The 14,700-nt window shown below is 60.6% G+C and carries 16 protein-coding genes; 6 read left to right on the top strand and 10 right to left on the bottom strand.

Annotation, left to right across the window (positions count from 1 at the left end; translation table 11 throughout):
* Positions 1 to 116 precede the first annotated feature (116 nt).
* The gene (locus FHS03_RS28670; protein ID WP_183442453.1) at positions 117 to 467 is read left to right on the top strand and encodes a YbbC/YhhH family protein; all 351 of its coding nucleotides are present in this window, start codon (positions 117 to 119) and stop codon (positions 465 to 467) included.
* A 100-nt stretch (positions 468 to 567) separates the two neighbouring features.
* Complete coding sequence (locus FHS03_RS18615) at positions 568 to 1,818, top strand: IS256 family transposase (RefSeq protein WP_183442454.1); 1,251 nt, start codon at positions 568 to 570, stop codon at positions 1,816 to 1,818.
* Between the two features lie 178 nt (positions 1,819 to 1,996).
* Here the strand turns inward: FHS03_RS18615 and FHS03_RS18620 are convergent, their stop codons facing one another.
* The gene (locus FHS03_RS18620) at positions 1,997 to 2,233 is read right to left on the bottom strand and encodes a hypothetical protein (RefSeq protein ID WP_183442455.1); all 237 of its coding nucleotides are present in this window, start codon (positions 2,231 to 2,233) and stop codon (positions 1,997 to 1,999) included.
* A 163-nt stretch (positions 2,234 to 2,396) separates the two neighbouring features.
* On the opposite strand from FHS03_RS18620, the gene FHS03_RS18625 reads away from it, so the two are divergent.
* From FHS03_RS18625 to FHS03_RS18635, 3 genes are all read left to right on the top strand, one after another.
* Complete coding sequence (locus FHS03_RS18625) at positions 2,397 to 3,779, top strand: aminotransferase-like domain-containing protein (RefSeq protein ID WP_183442637.1); 1,383 nt, start codon at positions 2,397 to 2,399, stop codon at positions 3,777 to 3,779.
* A gap of 145 nt (positions 3,780 to 3,924) precedes the next feature.
* A complete protein-coding gene (locus FHS03_RS18630; protein WP_183442456.1) occupies positions 3,925 to 4,266 on the top strand; it encodes a hypothetical protein in 342 nt (113 codons plus the stop codon).
* A gap of 59 nt (positions 4,267 to 4,325) precedes the next feature.
* Positions 4,326 to 4,844: a KfrB domain-containing protein gene (locus tag FHS03_RS18635; RefSeq protein ID WP_183442457.1), complete on the top strand. Its 519-nt coding sequence runs from the start codon at positions 4,326 to 4,328 to the stop codon at positions 4,842 to 4,844.
* Between the two features lie 28 nt (positions 4,845 to 4,872).
* Here FHS03_RS18635 and FHS03_RS18640 read toward each other — a convergent pair whose 3' ends face one another.
* The 9 genes from FHS03_RS18640 to FHS03_RS18680 all read right to left on the bottom strand — a co-directional run bounded on the left by FHS03_RS18640 (position 4,873) and on the right by FHS03_RS18680 (position 14,034).
* Positions 4,873 to 5,559, bottom strand: coding sequence for an anaerobic ribonucleoside-triphosphate reductase activating protein (locus FHS03_RS18640; RefSeq protein WP_223306078.1), 687 nt, complete (start codon positions 5,557 to 5,559; stop codon positions 4,873 to 4,875).
* A gap of 22 nt (positions 5,560 to 5,581) precedes the next feature.
* The gene (gene nrdD, locus FHS03_RS28430) at positions 5,582 to 5,779 is read right to left on the bottom strand and encodes an anaerobic ribonucleoside-triphosphate reductase (protein ID WP_183442459.1); all 198 of its coding nucleotides are present in this window, start codon (positions 5,777 to 5,779) and stop codon (positions 5,582 to 5,584) included.
* A gap of 25 nt (positions 5,780 to 5,804) precedes the next feature.
* Entirely contained in the window at positions 5,805 to 7,817 is a 2,013-nt protein-coding gene (locus tag FHS03_RS18650) for a ribonucleoside triphosphate reductase (RefSeq protein ID WP_183442460.1), read from the bottom strand.
* A 100-nt stretch (positions 7,818 to 7,917) separates the two neighbouring features.
* Positions 7,918 to 8,532 (bottom strand): SCO family protein, encoded by a 615-nt coding sequence (locus tag FHS03_RS18655; RefSeq protein ID WP_183442461.1) that lies wholly within the window; start codon positions 8,530 to 8,532, stop codon positions 7,918 to 7,920.
* A 20-nt stretch (positions 8,533 to 8,552) separates the two neighbouring features.
* Positions 8,553 to 9,410 carry a formylglycine-generating enzyme family protein gene (locus tag FHS03_RS18660; protein WP_183442462.1) on the bottom strand — a complete coding sequence of 286 codons (858 nt, stop codon included), beginning with the start codon at positions 9,408 to 9,410 and terminating at the stop codon, positions 8,553 to 8,555.
* Positions 9,410 to 10,801, bottom strand: coding sequence for a copper-containing nitrite reductase (nirK, locus tag FHS03_RS18665; protein ID WP_443094315.1), 1,392 nt, complete (start codon positions 10,799 to 10,801; stop codon positions 9,410 to 9,412). Before nirK ends, FHS03_RS18660 begins: the two co-directional genes overlap by 1 nt.
* 175 nt (positions 10,802 to 10,976) lie before the next feature.
* Entirely contained in the window at positions 10,977 to 11,357 is a 381-nt protein-coding gene (locus tag FHS03_RS18670; protein WP_183442464.1) for a SirB2 family protein, read from the bottom strand.
* Positions 11,358 to 11,436: 79 nt separating this feature from the next.
* Complete coding sequence (locus FHS03_RS18675) at positions 11,437 to 11,694, bottom strand: DUF2249 domain-containing protein (RefSeq protein WP_183442465.1); 258 nt, start codon at positions 11,692 to 11,694, stop codon at positions 11,437 to 11,439.
* A gap of 69 nt (positions 11,695 to 11,763) precedes the next feature.
* The gene (locus FHS03_RS18680; RefSeq protein WP_183442466.1) at positions 11,764 to 14,034 is read right to left on the bottom strand and encodes a nitric-oxide reductase large subunit; all 2,271 of its coding nucleotides are present in this window, start codon (positions 14,032 to 14,034) and stop codon (positions 11,764 to 11,766) included.
* A 171-nt stretch (positions 14,035 to 14,205) separates the two neighbouring features.
* On the opposite strand from FHS03_RS18680, the gene FHS03_RS18685 reads away from it, so the two are divergent.
* Entirely contained in the window at positions 14,206 to 14,610 is a 405-nt protein-coding gene (locus tag FHS03_RS18685) for an RrF2 family transcriptional regulator (RefSeq protein ID WP_183442467.1), read from the top strand.
* Positions 14,611 to 14,700: the final 90 nt, after the last annotated feature.

Here is a 14,700-nt window from a genome sequence, read left to right on the forward strand (position 1 = left end):
CATGGCCGATGGCGAACAGTGGGGATGCCGCTATTGTCTCAGGTCCGACTGCCGCGCGGAGCAGCGCCTGATGAATTAATCAGTGCTTCCCTAGGTAATCCCAAATTCTGATACACGTGAAAAAGACAAATATTCTATTGCTGCTTGCGGCTCTGACGGTATCTACCTTTGCCTCTGCAGATACGGCAGCGTCAAGAGCGCTCAAAGAGTCCGAAAATACTCCTGGCTTTAAACCGAAGGTAGGGATGGTGCCTGATGCGGCGACAGCCATTTCAATTGCGGTTGCGGTCTGGAACCCTATTTATGGGGAGAAGCAAATTGCGTCGGAAAAGCCATATAACGCCATATTGAAAGGCGGTCTGTGGACTGTTACGGGGAGTGTGCCAGGCGGCTGGGTTGGTGGCGTTGCCACTGCTGTAATATCAAAACAGGATGGGCGCATCATCAAGGTCTATCACACCAAATGATGCGAACGGCTGAGGAGAAGTTCTACCTATTGCTGCGAGGGTGTAAATAATGTTGTGTAAACGGTCATTTGGCAGGACACTGCCGCCTCAAGGAGATTTAATGACCGTTGTAAAGCGTAACAAGCGGGCTAAGCCCGATCCGGAGCTGCTCAAACTGGCCGACAGCCTGCTGGCGAACTATCAGAAGCCGGAGGACCTGATCGGTGAAAACGGCCTGCTCAAGCAGCTCACCAAGATGCTGGTGGAGCGCGCCTTGGAGACCGAAATGACCGATCACTTGGGCCATGATAAGAGCGGCGAGGTGACCAACAACACCGGCAACACCCGCAACGGCCATAGCACCAAGACCCTCAAGGGCGACTTTGGCGCCCTGCCGCTGGACGTGCCCCGCGACCGCCAGGGGACATTCGAGCCGCAAATCGTGGTCAAGAACCAAACTCGCTGGGCCGGCTTTGACGACAAAATCATCTCGCTCTACGCGCGCGGGCTGAGCGTGCGGGAGATTCAAAGCCACCTGGAGGAGATGTACGGTGCCGAGGTGTCACCGACCCTCATTTCCAGCGTCACGGACGCCGTCAGCGAGGATGTGAAGCTCTGGCAGGCCCGCCCGCTCGACGCCGTGTACCCGATCCTGTATCTCGACTGCATTCACGTCAAGGTACGCGACAACGGCGCGGTGCGCACCAAGGCGCTCTACCTGGCCATCGGCGTCAACATGGAAGGCCACAAGGAAGTCTTGGGCCTCTGGATCTCTCAAACCGAAGGCGCCAAGTTCTGGCTACAGGTCGTGACCGAACTCAAAAACCGCGGCGTGCAGGATATCTTCATCGCATGCGTCGACGGTTTAAAAGGCTTCCCGGACGCCATCGAGGCGGTCTATCCGCAGGCCGCCGTTCAACTGTGCATTGTGCATATGGTACGCAACAGCTTGAACTTCGTTCCCTGGAAAGCGCAGAAGGAAGTGGCCGCCGATTTGAAGCTAATCTACAGCGCGGCAACCGCCGACGAGGCTGAGCTCCGGCTGGCGGAATTTGAGAGAAAATGGGATAAACAGTATAAACCAATAAGTCAGTCATGGCGCCGCAGCTGGGAGCGCGTCATCCCGTTCTTCGACTACCCGCCGGAAATCCGTAAGGTGATTTACACCACGAACGCGATTGAATCGATTAATATGAGCCTGCGAAAAGTCACGAAGACCCGCAGTTCCTTTCCGACCGATGAGGCTGTGAGCAAGCTGTTTTATCTGGCGCTGAACAACATCAGCAAGAAATGGACGATGCCGATACGGGACTGGAAAGCTGCACTGAACCGCTTCGCCATCCAGTTTGAAGACCGGGTGCCGCAGGGTTAAACGAAAACCCGTTTACACAGAATTCAGTACACCCCCATTGCTGCCGCTGGCGGTCGTTGCACCTAGTCGGAGGCAGGCGCTCGCCGCGCCTGCTTTGGTGCGCTCTGCTGTACTACTCGAGCTATGGCCGCTTCGACGCATTACTGCCAGGTGAATATCGGCCGACTATTCTGTGCCATCAGGGAAGGGTCAAGTCCAAACCGAACATCCTGCTAAGGAAGAAGGTGAGGAGCCCCAGGCCCAGGAGCGATACCATGAAGCCTGCGGCCACCTTGCCGCTTGCGCGCAGCACCGCGCGCCTCTCCGTCTGCTTCCCCTTCTTCCCTTGATCGTAATGCCACTTGATGGCGAAGAACATCCCCGTGCAGAGCACGAGCGCCTTGAACGTAACGAAGACTATCGGGGTCCATTCCATAATGTTGAGTCTTTCCAGGTTTTTACTTGATAGTATCTATCGTGAGTAGCACAGCTTCAGCGTATTGCTTGAGTCATGCAAGGATGGTATTGCTGCTCGTTCTGATGCATACTACTTAAAAGCAATTTCCATACATAGAGACAAACTGTCCCAGTTGAAAACCATACAAGATGAAAATGTGCCGATTTGGTTGCCGCGATTGGCCGTGAATGGCGGGCCACGTTTCTTGCAAATTGCGGATGCCTTGCAGGCGGCAGTGGCAGATGGCTCGCTGAAACCGGGCGACCGTCTACCTCCGCAGCGCCAGTTGGCGGCACAGCTGGACGTCGACCTGACGACGATCACGCGCGCCTACGACGAGGCCAGACGCCGCAACTTGTTGGAAGGCCGCGGCGCCCGAGGCACTTATGTCGCGGCGCCGAAAGTCGAATTGACCTCGATCCTCGACCTGAGCATGAATACCCCGCCACCGCCGGAGGGCGTGGACTTCGACGATATGTTGAAGCAGGGTTTGTCTCAAGTACTGATGAGGGCCGACAATGAATTGCTGATGACTTACCACCTGGCCGGGGGAAGCGATTCCGACCGCAAGGCTGGAGCTAAATGGCTCGAACCGATGTTCGGGCATCTGGATGCGCGGCAGCTCGTTGTTTGTCCGGGCGCGCAAGCGGCGATCGCCGCATTGATCCTCGCGCTGACGGAGTCTGGCGATGTCATCCTGGCCGAGACAATGAGTTACCCCGGCTTGCGTGCGGCGGCGACCCAATTCGGCCGGCTCCTCATTGCGGTGGAAGCGGACAAGCACGGGATGGTGCCTGAGATGCTGGAGGAGGCGTGCCGCCAGCATAAACCTGGGCTGGTCTTCCTCAATCCGACATTACAGAACCCGACCGCCATCACCATTCCGGAACACCGGCGCAGGGAGCTTGCCAGCATCGCGCGGCGCTGCAATGTGCGTATCGTCGAGGATGATCCCTATTGGCTTCTTGCCGATGCCCCGCCACCGCCGATAGCCACCTTTGCCCCGGAACAGGTGTACTACATCTCAACCCTGTCGAAATGTCTGACGCCCGGCTTGCGTGTCGCCTTCGTGCTGATACGCGACCCGCACGAACGCGAACGTTTCTTGGCTGCGCTAAGAGCATTTGCGCTGATGGCCGCTCCTCTGACGGCCGCCCTGGCCACTCAGTGGATACTCGACGGCTCGGCTGATGGATTGATGGAAGGCGTACGCACCGAGGCGCGCCTGCGCCACCGCATGGCCCGGGATATTCTGGCGGGGCGCTACAGCGGCGCCGGAGACGGCCTGCATGTATGGCTCGAATTACCGGCGTATTGGAACTCCTCGCAGCTGGCGCGCGCAGCCGACAGCGAAGGCATCGCAGTCACGCCGGCGGAGACATTCGCTACCGGCGGCGCTTCCGTGAATGCCATCCGGATTTCTTTGGGTAGCATCAGGAACCGCGGACGCTTGCAGGCGGGTCTTCAACGGCTGTCCCATCTGCTTGCGCGGCGGCCCGAGTCGTTCAGCGCTGCTGTGGTTTAACTGTCCAGGAAAGTGATCGGAAGTAGCGGCTGATGGCCGTCCATTCAAACTCAAAGGTGTCTTGCGCTGCTCATTTTTTGAGCGAAATTGTGCTACGATGAGGACGTGGAATCCATGCCAAGTCCTTGAATCGTAAAGCTATCTGATGGAAAATCACCACCATAATCCAGCGCAAGCCGTAGTATCGGTCGCCGATGTGAACGAGCGTCGCCTCGAAAAACATCGTCCGGTAGCTCTCGCGCTGCGCGGTGGCGTCGCAACTGGTGCGGACGTGGTTCTAGCTCTTGCATATGAGCAGGTCGCGTTATGGGAGCGAGGGAATTTGTGTAGTCAGGACTATATCGACGCATGGAAAGAGTTGCTACTGCATCCCCTGCAGGCAGCTCAGATTCTTGAAGAGCGCTCGCCCCGTGCGGCTGCATTACGCCAGAATTCCCCTTTCGTTGCATCCGTGCGTAAGTTCCAAACATTAGCGGATGCGACGTGAGCAGATCCAGCTTGCCTTAGAAGCGGCCGCGAAGTGTGGCCCGCACACGGAATTCGTCATTGCCGGCAGCTTTTCCGTTGGTGATGCTGGAGTTCGGAGGTATTCGCGCCTACTTCCTCGATGTGAACGACACTGCGATTTCCAAGTATGTACGCAGCGCGGAGAACGATTTCCGATGGATCGATGCTGGTTTGGAGGCAGGTTTGCTCGACCTCGATATCATCGAAGGCAGAGCTGACCTTGGCGTCGACTACCCCGGTGAAGACGATAAGCGTAGGGTTTGCAACGGCATCCGATCGCATCGCGCCGCACGTAATGAGGACGGTACGTTACGACATGAATTGCTCACTGCCTTGCGCTCATATTCTCAAACACGCATTGCCAATCTGTTGAGCGACAATCATCTCTACACTGGCGAAATTCTGTATGCGGACGCAAGCCGGGTTGTCCAGGAAGTTGAACCCGATGTCTTGGTTATCCACGACTCATCCAACTGGAATACCAACCCAAGGGTTGGTCAGTGCTACTGCGTTGGTTACGACGACGGTGTGGTTGCAATAGCCGCGAAGCCAGAATAGGCATCGCGGAACTATTGCATGATTCCTTCTACGCGGCACCCCGCCACTGGAAGCGCTCGAACAGCGGCGCGATGCGGCGCAGCAGGTCGGTGCCGGGGTAGCCTGGGAGGGCGCTGGCGTTCAGGGCCGCGTCGCCGCAGCCTTCCTGGCGAAACTCCTGCAGCACGAAATTGCGCACGCCCATGCTGGCCAGGTCGAAAGCCAGTTCGTAGATCTGCTCGGGCAGCAGCAGTTGGGGATGGACGGTGGTGCGGCATTCGTAATCGACGCCGCTGGCGATGATGCGGCGCGCGCAGTCCCAGGCCGCCGAGCCGCTGCCCGGAACGCCCGTGATGCCGGGATACAGGCGCTCATTGGCCTTGATGTCGAAACCCACCCAATCGAGCATCGGCAGGATCTGCGCCAGCCGTTGCGGATAGATGCAGGCCGTGTGCAGGCCGACCGCGTAACCGAGGCCTTTGACTTCGGCGATTGCCGCTTCCAGCGCCGGATCGATGGTCGGCTCGCCGCCGCTGAACACCACACCGTCCAGCAAGCCTTTGCGCCGCTCCAGCAGTTCCAAGACTTCCTGCCAGGCGATCGCCGATTGCTCGGGACGGCGCTGCAGCTCGGGATTGTGGCAATAGCCGCAGCGCCAGGGGCAGCCGTGCACAAAGACCGCCATCGCCAGCTTGCCTGGGAAGTCGGTCGCGGTGAACGGCGTGACGCCGCCCACCTTTAGCGCGTTGGCCGAGCGTTCAGCTGTGGCAGGCGGCTGCACGGGATTCACGGAAGTATTTGCGTTCATGGAACTCACCCTTCTTGCCCGTGTTGAACGAAGAGACCGGACGATGGTAGCCCATCACGCGGGTCCAGATTTCGCAGGGCTGGCGCTCGGCGTCGCTCAGGGTGACGGCGGCGTTGGCAAGATGGGTGGCCTGGCTCAGATCGGTCATGATTTCTCCTTCAGTGGTTTCAAGGTTAGGCAGCTTCACGCTGCTTGCGGGCGAGCAGTTCTGCATCGCATTTCGGACAGTATTGGTGCTTGCCGCTCAAGTAGCCATGTTTCGGGCAGATCGAGAAGGTCGGCGTCACCGTGATATAGGGCAGGCCGAATCGTTCCAGCGAACGGCGCACCAGCGAGCTGCAAGCCTGGGAGGTGGATAGCGCCTCGGTCATATACAGGTGCAGCACGGTGCCGCCGGTGTATTTGCGCTGCAGCTCGTCCTGCTGTTCCAGTGCCTCGAACGGATCGTCGGTGAAGCCGACCGGCAGCTGCGAGGAGTTGGTGTAGTAGGGCATGTCCACCGTGCCGGCCTGCAGGATGTCCGGGAAGCGCTTGCGGTCTTCGCGGGCAAAGCGGTAGGTCGTGCCTTCGGCCGGCGTGGCTTCCAGGTTGTACATATGGCCGGTTTCGTCCTGGTACTCCAGCATGCGGGCGCGCACGTGGTCGAGCAGGCGGATGGCCAGGGCGCGGCCTTCGGCCGTGGTGATGTCGTCCTGGTCGCCGCTGAAGTTGCGGATCATCTCGTTGATGCCGTTCACGCCCAGCGTCGAGAAGTGGTTGCGCAGCGTGCCCAGATAGCGCTTGGTATAAGGGAAGAGGCCATTGTCCATATGGCGCTGGATCACCTTGCGCTTGATTTCGAGACTGACCTTGCCCAGTTCCAGCAGGCGGTCGAGGGCGGCCAGCAGGCCGGCTTCGTCGCCTTTATGCAGATAACCGAGGCGGGCGCAGTTGACCGTGACCACGCCGAGGGAGCCGGTTTGCTCGGCCGAGCCAAACAGACCGTTGCCGCGTTTGAGCAGTTCGCGCAGGTCCAGTTGCAGGCGGCAGCACATGGAGCGGATCATATTCGGCTTCAGTTCCGAATTGATGAAGTTCTGGAAGTAGGGCAGGCCGTAGCGCGCCGTCATCTCGAACAGCAGCTCGGCGTTCGGGCTGGTCCAGTCGAAGTCCGGCGTGATGTTATAGGTCGGGATCGGGAAGGTGAAGGCGCGGCCCTTGGCGTCGCCGGCCATCATCACTTCGATGTAGGCGCGGTTGATCATGTCCATCTCGACCTGCAGATCGCCATAGCTGAACGGCATTTCCTGGCCGGCGATGACGGGGATCTGTTCGCGCAGGTCTTCCGGGCAGACCCAATCGAAGGTCAGGTTGGTGAACGGGGTCTGGGTGCCCCAGCGCGACGGTACGTTCAGGTTGTAGATCAGCTCCTGCATGTACTGGCGCACGGCGGTGTAGTCCAGCTTATCCTTGCGGATGTAGGGCGCCATATAGGTGTCGAAGGAGCTGAAGGCTTGCGCGCCGGCCCACTCGTTCTGCAGGGTGCCGAGGAAGTTGACGATCTGGCCGACGGCGCTCGACATATGCTTGGCGGGGCCGGCTTCGACCTTGCCCGGCACGCCGTTCAGGCCTTCGTTGAGCAGGGTGCGCAGCGACCAGCCGGCGCAATAGCCGGCCAGCATATCGAGGTCGTGGATGTGGATGTCGGCTTCGCGGTGGGCCTGGCCCACTTCCGGCGGATAGACGTGGTTCAGCCAATAGTTGGCGATGACTTTGCCCGACACGTTCAGGATCAGGCCACCGAGCGAGTAGCCCTGGTTGGCGTTGGCGTTGACGCGCCAGTCCTGCTGGTTAAGGTATTCGTTGATTGAGGATTCCACGTCCACCAGCGACTTGCGGTCCTGGCGCAGCTTGCTGTGCTGCTCACGGTAGACGACGTAGGCGCGCAGGGTTTTGCGGTGGCCGGCATCATACAGCACGCCTTCGACGATGTCCTGCACCTGCTCCACGCTCATGCGCGAAGGCGTCAGGGCGGCGCAGCGCAGCAGCACCTGCTGGCACAGGATTTCCGCTTCGTCGGCATTGAACTCGCCGCTGGCCTGGCCGGCACTGCGCAGGGCGGCCGTGATCTTGGCGGCGTCGAAGGCTTCGCTGCGGCCGTCGCGCTTGATGATATTGCTCGTAATCTGTACCACGTCGGTAGCCATAATCTCTCCGTAAAACACTAGATTTAGTGCATGCGTAGAGATTAGTGGCTAAATATGGCGTGGTCAAAGGTAAACTGTTGCGGTGTTGAAAATCCTTGATTCAGGTCAATTTCAGCGCCTTGCGCGTCGCGCGCAGCAGTTCGGGGTCGGGCGAGACGTCCAGCACCGAGCTGAAAGCGACCACCACGCCTTGCGGATCGAGCAGGGAGATGCGGCTGCTATGATTGATGTCGCCGCCGCCCAGCACGCGGAATTTCACGTTCAGCGCGGCCGCCACGGCGCGCGTGGTCATCTCGTCCTTGGCCACGGCCAGGCGGTAGATGGCGGTGTCCAGCTTGTGGGTGCTGGTCAGCTTGGCCAGGGTGGGCGGCGCGTCGCGCATGGAGTCGAGGCTGACCATCAGCACGCCCAGTTTGCCGGATGGCGCTTTCAAGGCCGTAATGGTCTGGCGCAGGTTTTCGATGATGATGGGGCAGGCCGTGTTGCAGTCGCCGTAGAACATGGTGGCCAGCATATGGCGGCCGGCCAGGTCGGCCAGGCGGAAACGCTTGCCATCCTGGTCGGTCAGTTGGGCGTCCAGTCGGTACAGGGAATCGCCCGGCAGCGAATTGGCAAAGCCGGGCAGGGAGAAAGCGCCGGCCAGCGAGGGCAGGCCAAGACCGCCGCCCAAAGCCAGGGCGGCGCTGGCGGCGTGCAGGAAATCGCGTCTTTGCATGATATGTACTCCTTGTTAGCTTATTGCGCGGCGGCCGTTTCGGGCTGCACGTCGCGCACGCAGCGGAAGCCCAGATTGGCGCCGTGCTGATTGCTTTCCATCGCGGCCAGCAGGGCCAGGCGCATCAGGATGGCGTAGTTGCGGCGGTCGGCCAGCGAGACGGCGGCGCCGCCGCAGAACTCCATGGTTTTTTGCTCGCCCTTGGCGCGGCTGTCGGCGTTGACGAACAGGCCGCTGAAATCGTCCACCCATTCCCAGATCAGGCCATGCAGATTGTGGATGCCATACAGATTGGCCTCGTCCAGTCCCACCGGACCGGGACGCACATTGCCCGGCCGTTCGTACCAGCTCAGGATCTTCAGCAGCCATTCATCGTCCTCGCGCGCGTCGGCGCGGGTGGCGCTGGCGGCGGCGGCGAATTCCCATTCGTACCAGCGCGGCAGGCGGGCGCCTTCGGCCTCGCAGAAAGCGCGGGCGGCATACCAGCTGACCTGGGTCACGGGGGAATTGGCTTGCAGGGGAGCGCTGTCCATATCGCCCTGCCAGGCGGCGAGGTAGGCGGGGGCGGCGAACAGGCGGGGGATCTGGCTGCGCTGCCATTCGGGATGGCTGGCCAGGAAGTTCTTGAATTCTTCCACGCTGACGGGATTGGTCCGCAGCAGGAAGGGGGCGACGGTAGCCGGGGCATCCACGCCATCGGCCGGCAGCACGCTGCGCAGCGAACCGCCAGGCACTTTGCGGTAGCTGGCGGCGGGCGTGGCGCTCAGGGCGCCATCGTCCGCCGCCGCGGCCACCGCGCCGGCTGGTGCAAGCAACTGCACCAGCAGCACGGCGGCGCTGCCCAGCCCGCGCAGAAGGGAACCGCGCGGGGTGGCCATTATTGCACCTTGGCTTTACGTTGGGTGCGTACCTGTTCGGCCGTTGCCACTTCTTTGCCGCGGTTCATGCCGGCGCTGATGTAGTTGATGACCGAAGCTACATCTTCATCGTTCAGGTCTTGCGGCGGCATCACGCCGTTATAGCGCTTGCCGTTGACGACCAGCTCACCGCTGCGGCCCTGGCTGATGATGGCGGCCAGTTCGTCCGGACGCTGTTGCACGAAGTCCGAATTCGCCAGCGGCGGGAACACGCCGTCCACGCCCTTGCCGTCGGCTTGGTGGCAGGCGGCGCAGTTAGCTTCGTACACGGCTTTGCCGCGCGCGTGCTGCTGCGGTTTGGCGGCGGCCGACGCGGGAGCCGCTGCGGCTGGCTTGGCCGCTTGCGGTACTGGCTTGGCCGCCGGCTCGGTCTTGTTCACGGTGCTGTCGGTCAGTGGACGTTTCACGCTTGGGCCGAAGACTTCAGGACGCTCAGGACCGGTCACTTTCAGCAGGCCGATGGCGCCCTTGTGGAAAGCGCGGCTCAGCGAGTGGTCGACCAGGGTCAGGTTGCCCGGCACCTTGGTCTTGAACTCGGCGATGGTTGCGCCGCCGGCAGGCACCATGGTGGTCTGCACGTTTTCCTGGAAGTTTTTGCCGCCTTCCAGATAGACCTTGTCGAAGATGGCGCCGATGATGTGGAAGCTCGACGTGATGTTCGGACCGCCCACGCCGAAGAACATGCGGATCTTCTCGTCGGTATTGGCGGTCAGCGAATTCTCGCCGGTCAGCGCGCCGTCGGCGCCGTTGAACAGCACATAGGTTGGCTTCTCGTCGATCGACTTCTGCATGTCGAAGGCTTGCAGACCAGGCGCGCGGTAATTGCCGGCGGTGTAGAAGTCGCCTTGCATCACGTAGTATTCCTTGTCGACCGGCGCCATGCCTTCTTTCGGCTCGACCAGGATCATGCCGTACATGCCGTTGGCGATGTGCATGGCCACTGGCGCGGTGGCGCAGTGATACACGTACAGGCCTGGGTTCAGCGCTTTGAAGGTGAAGATGGCTTCATTGCCGGGAGCGATCAGGGTGCGCTCGGCGCCGCCGCCTGGGCCGGTCACGGCGTGCAGGTCGATATTGTGCGGCAGTTTGTTTTCGGCCAGGTTCTTCAGGTGCAGTTCCACCGTGTCGCCTTCGCGCACGCGGATCATCTTGCCCGGAACGGTGCCGCCGAAAGTCCAGAAGGTGTACTTGGTGCCGGGAGCGATTTCTTTTTCGAACTCTTCCACGGTCATGTGCACCACGACGCGGGCTGGGGTTTTGCGGGTGATGCGTGGTGGGACCTTAGGTGGCGCTACCAGTTCATGTTGAACGATTGGCAGCTCAGGCGCTGCCTGGACAGCGAAGGGCGCCATCGCGAAGGCGCCAGCCAGGCATGCGAACATTGCAGGAGCGATACCGTATTTCTTCTTCATTTTCTTCTCACCTTCTAGTTTGGTTATGTCGACATCCAAAAGCACCTGATGTCGTTACCATCCTACGAGCGGGTGAGAAGCCCAGCCATGATCTAAGTTACGGATTCTTGGGGATTCAAAGGAAGGGAAATGGTGTCTTCTTGACGGCAACTGCGGCGATATAGGCAAAAGTGACTAGGGCGCCAACCAGCGCCGCCACTCGGGCGGACTTGGTTTTGCCGCGTTTTAAAGCCACCGTTCCGAGGCCGATATAGACCAACAGAGCTAGTACTTTTGCGGTGAGCCAGCCTTGCACGAAAGGGTACTGCGCGCTGAGAAAAACCATCGCCAATGCGCTCAGCAAAAGCAGGCTGTCGACGATGTGCGGCATCACCTTGACCCAGCGCTGCTGCAGTTTGGGCGAGTCGAGCAGCATCCAGCTGCCGCGCAAAAGAAAAAGGCTGCCGCTTAAGGCAGCGCAGCCCATGTGGATGTGTTTGAGGGTGTAGTAGTCCATCCCCGCAGCTTACCATTAAGCCCGCGAGGATGCGACGCTGACGCGCTTAAGAAGCGCTTAGAAGAGGCTTAAAGATGGCTCAGGAAGCGATCAGGAAGTCGATGATGATTTCGCCCGGATTGCGCGAGACGTAAGAGATGCGCACATGCTGGCCGAAGTGCTGGTCGATCTGGTGCAGCAGCGGGATCGGATCGTGGTCGTTGCAGAAGCGCATTACCTCGCCCGGATTGAGCGCGTCGAGCGCGCCGAAGATGGCGGCGTGGCGGAAACGCTTGGCGATGCCGCGCGCGTCGAACGCGTAAATGCCGGCGGCGGTGGGCTGGGAACAATCGTGCATGAAAAACTCCTCGATGAAAAAAAATGGGAACCCATGCGTGAACATGGATTCCCCTTGGCTTAAATCAGATTAGACCTTGCTGCCGACGGCGGCGCCGCTGGCGGCTTCTTTGCGCTTGCCGATCAGGCGCAGCGCGAACAGGGTCAGGAAGCCGGTGCCGCAGGTGAACACGATGTCGCCCGGTACGCGCAGCCACACCAGCGTTTCCATCACGACCGAGTGGATCACTTCAGGCGAGCGGGCGAACCACATGCCTTCGGTGATGCTGGCCGCGGCCTGGTAGATGCCGGCCGGCAGGACGGACATGAACACCATCATGGCCAGGCCGATGTTGAGCAGCCAGAAGGTTGGCGCCAGCAGGCGGTCGGACCATGCCAGGCGGTCGGTCAGGCCACGCAGGCAGAACAGCATCAGGCCGATACCGAGCATGCCGTACACGCCGAACAGGGCGGCGTGGCCGTGGGCTGCCGTCAGGTTCAGGCCTTGCACGTAGTACAGGGCGATCGGGGTGTTGATGGCGAAGCCCAGCAGGCCGGCGCCGACCAGATTCCAGAAGCCCACTGCGATGAAGCACAGGATGGCCCAGCGATAGCTCTGCACCCACGGCGCCGATTTGGACCGGCGGTAGTTGTTCCATGCCTCGATGCCGAGCATCGACAGCGGTACCACTTCCAGTGCCGAGAACATGCCGCCCAGGGCGATCACATAGGTTGGCGTGCCGGTGAAATACAGGTGGTGCAGGGTGCCCAGGATGCCGCCGGTCAGGAACACGATGGTTTCCAGCACGATGGCGCTGTTGGCGGTCGCGGCGCGGATCAGGCCCAGACGGGTGAACAGCAGTGCGATAACGGCGGTGGCGAACACTTCGAAGAAGCCTTCAACCCACAGGTGGACCAGCCACCAGCGCCAGTACTCGATGATCGCGTAGTGGGTATGACGGCCCCAGGTCAGCGAGGTGGCGTAGAAGCCGCCGATGCAGACTGCAGCCAGGAAGACCATGACGATCAGACCGCGGCCTTCGGAAGGCTTGGTCAGAGCAGGCCACAGGGCGCGGCCCAGCAGGGTAGCCCAGAACAGCAGGCCGACGAAGAGCAGGATCTGCCATACGCGGCCCATGCTGGTGAATTCCAGGCCTTGGTTGCCGATCCAGAAGGCGAACTCGTTGCCTTTGTGGCCCAGGGTGCCGAGCCAGCCGGTGATGGTGGAGCCGGCCACGATGAACAGCAGCGCGTAGAACAGCAGGTTCACGCCCAGCTTCTGGAACTTCGGCTCATGGCCGGAGATGGCTGGTGCGATATACAGGCCGGTAGCCAGCCACGCGGTGGCGATCCACAGCACGGCGAACTGGGTGTGGATGGTGCGGCTGACGGTGAAGGGCAGGATTTCAGCCAGAGGGAAGCCGAAGAAGCTTTGGCCTTCCACCGCATAGTGGGCGGTGACGACGCCCATGCCAACCTGGGCCAGGATCAGTGCGATCACCACGAAGAAGTATTTTTTCGTGGCCAGCATCGACGGCGTGGCTTTCAGGTTGAAGAAGGGATCGGCCTTCGGCGCTTCAGGATCGGCTTCTTCGCCGGCTTTGGCGTGGACGAAGATCATGCCAGCGATGGCGGCGATCATCAGGATCACGGAGGCGATGGACCAGATGCCGGTGCCCGCGGTAGGACGGTTGTCCACCAGCGGTTCGTGCGGCCAGTTGCTGGTGTAGCTGATGCCGCTGCCGTCAGGGCGATTGGCGGCAGCCGACCACGAGGACCAGAAGATGAAGGCCGGCAGGGCTTTCAGGTCGTCAGGGTCGGTCAGCGAGTTGGCGTTCATCGCGTACTGGATGCGCAGCAGGTTCAGGTCTTCATCGTTGCCGAACAGGCCGATGTAGTGGCGAGCCACTTCCTGCACCGCCTGGGCGCGTTCCTCGGACAGCGAGATGGCGCCGGTGGCGGCGTCATAGCCGTTCTGGCGCATCTCGGTCTTCAGGCGCGCATCCAGGCCGGCTTTCTGCTCCACGCTCAACTGCTCGTAGGGCGCGCCGTGTTGTTTGCGGGCCCAGATATCGCGCAGGGCGACGGCTTCGCGGTGCAGCCAGTCGGCCGACCAGTCGGGAGCAACATAGCTGCCGTGTCCCCACACGGAGCCGAGCTGCTGGCCGCCGGCGGCGAGCCAGGCTTCCTGGCCACGCTGCACTTGGCCCTCGGAGAACAGAACGTCCCCTTTCAGGCTGATGACTTGCTTAGGTATTGGTGGAGCAGCAAGGTAAATCTCCTTGCCGACCCAGACCAGGACGGCGAAAGACAGGGCGCAGATAACTGCTAACCAAGTCCAGAGTTTGCGCGTAGCGTGCATGGCATGGTTTCCTCATTGTTATGGTTGAAGGGAAGGTGGTATGCGAGCAGTTTAGGCATCTTCAGAAAAGAAGTATAAAGAATCTATGTTTTTCTTAAGATAGGTCATCAACAAATGCTCCAGGCTTCGGAATAATCCATACCGAGCAAGCAAGCTATATGGAATAAGGCCATGAGACTGACCGCATACACCGACTACGCCATGCGTACCTTGATTTACCTGGGCGTCCACCGTGGCCGCCTGGTGACGATCCAGGACATCGCCGTGCTGCACGGCATATCGAAAAACCATCTGACCAAGGTGGTGCACCAGTTGGGCCGCTGCGGCATGGTGGAAACCGTGAGGGGGCGCAATGGCGGCATCCGCCTGCGCGGCGAACCGCATGGCATCAATATCGGCCAGGTGGTGCGCACCACCGAGAGCGATTTCGAGATGGCCGCCTGTTTCGGCAGCAGCGCCAACGCCTGCGCCAACGCGCCCTGGTGCGGCCTGAAAGGCGTGCTGTCGGCGGCCACCGGGGCTTACCTGTCGGTGCTTGACAGAGTGACGCTGGCCGATCTGATTAGGGCTGCCTAGTCATTTAGTACTAGCACCCTAAGCAGCATGAATTGGAAAAACCTCCCTTAGACGAATGGCGCATAAGCTTGCGAAAAATTACTCTGTCGT

The organism is Pseudoduganella violacea, from assembly GCF_014191875.1.
Taxonomy (GTDB): Bacteria; Pseudomonadota; Gammaproteobacteria; order Burkholderiales; family Burkholderiaceae_D; genus Rugamonas; species Rugamonas violacea_A.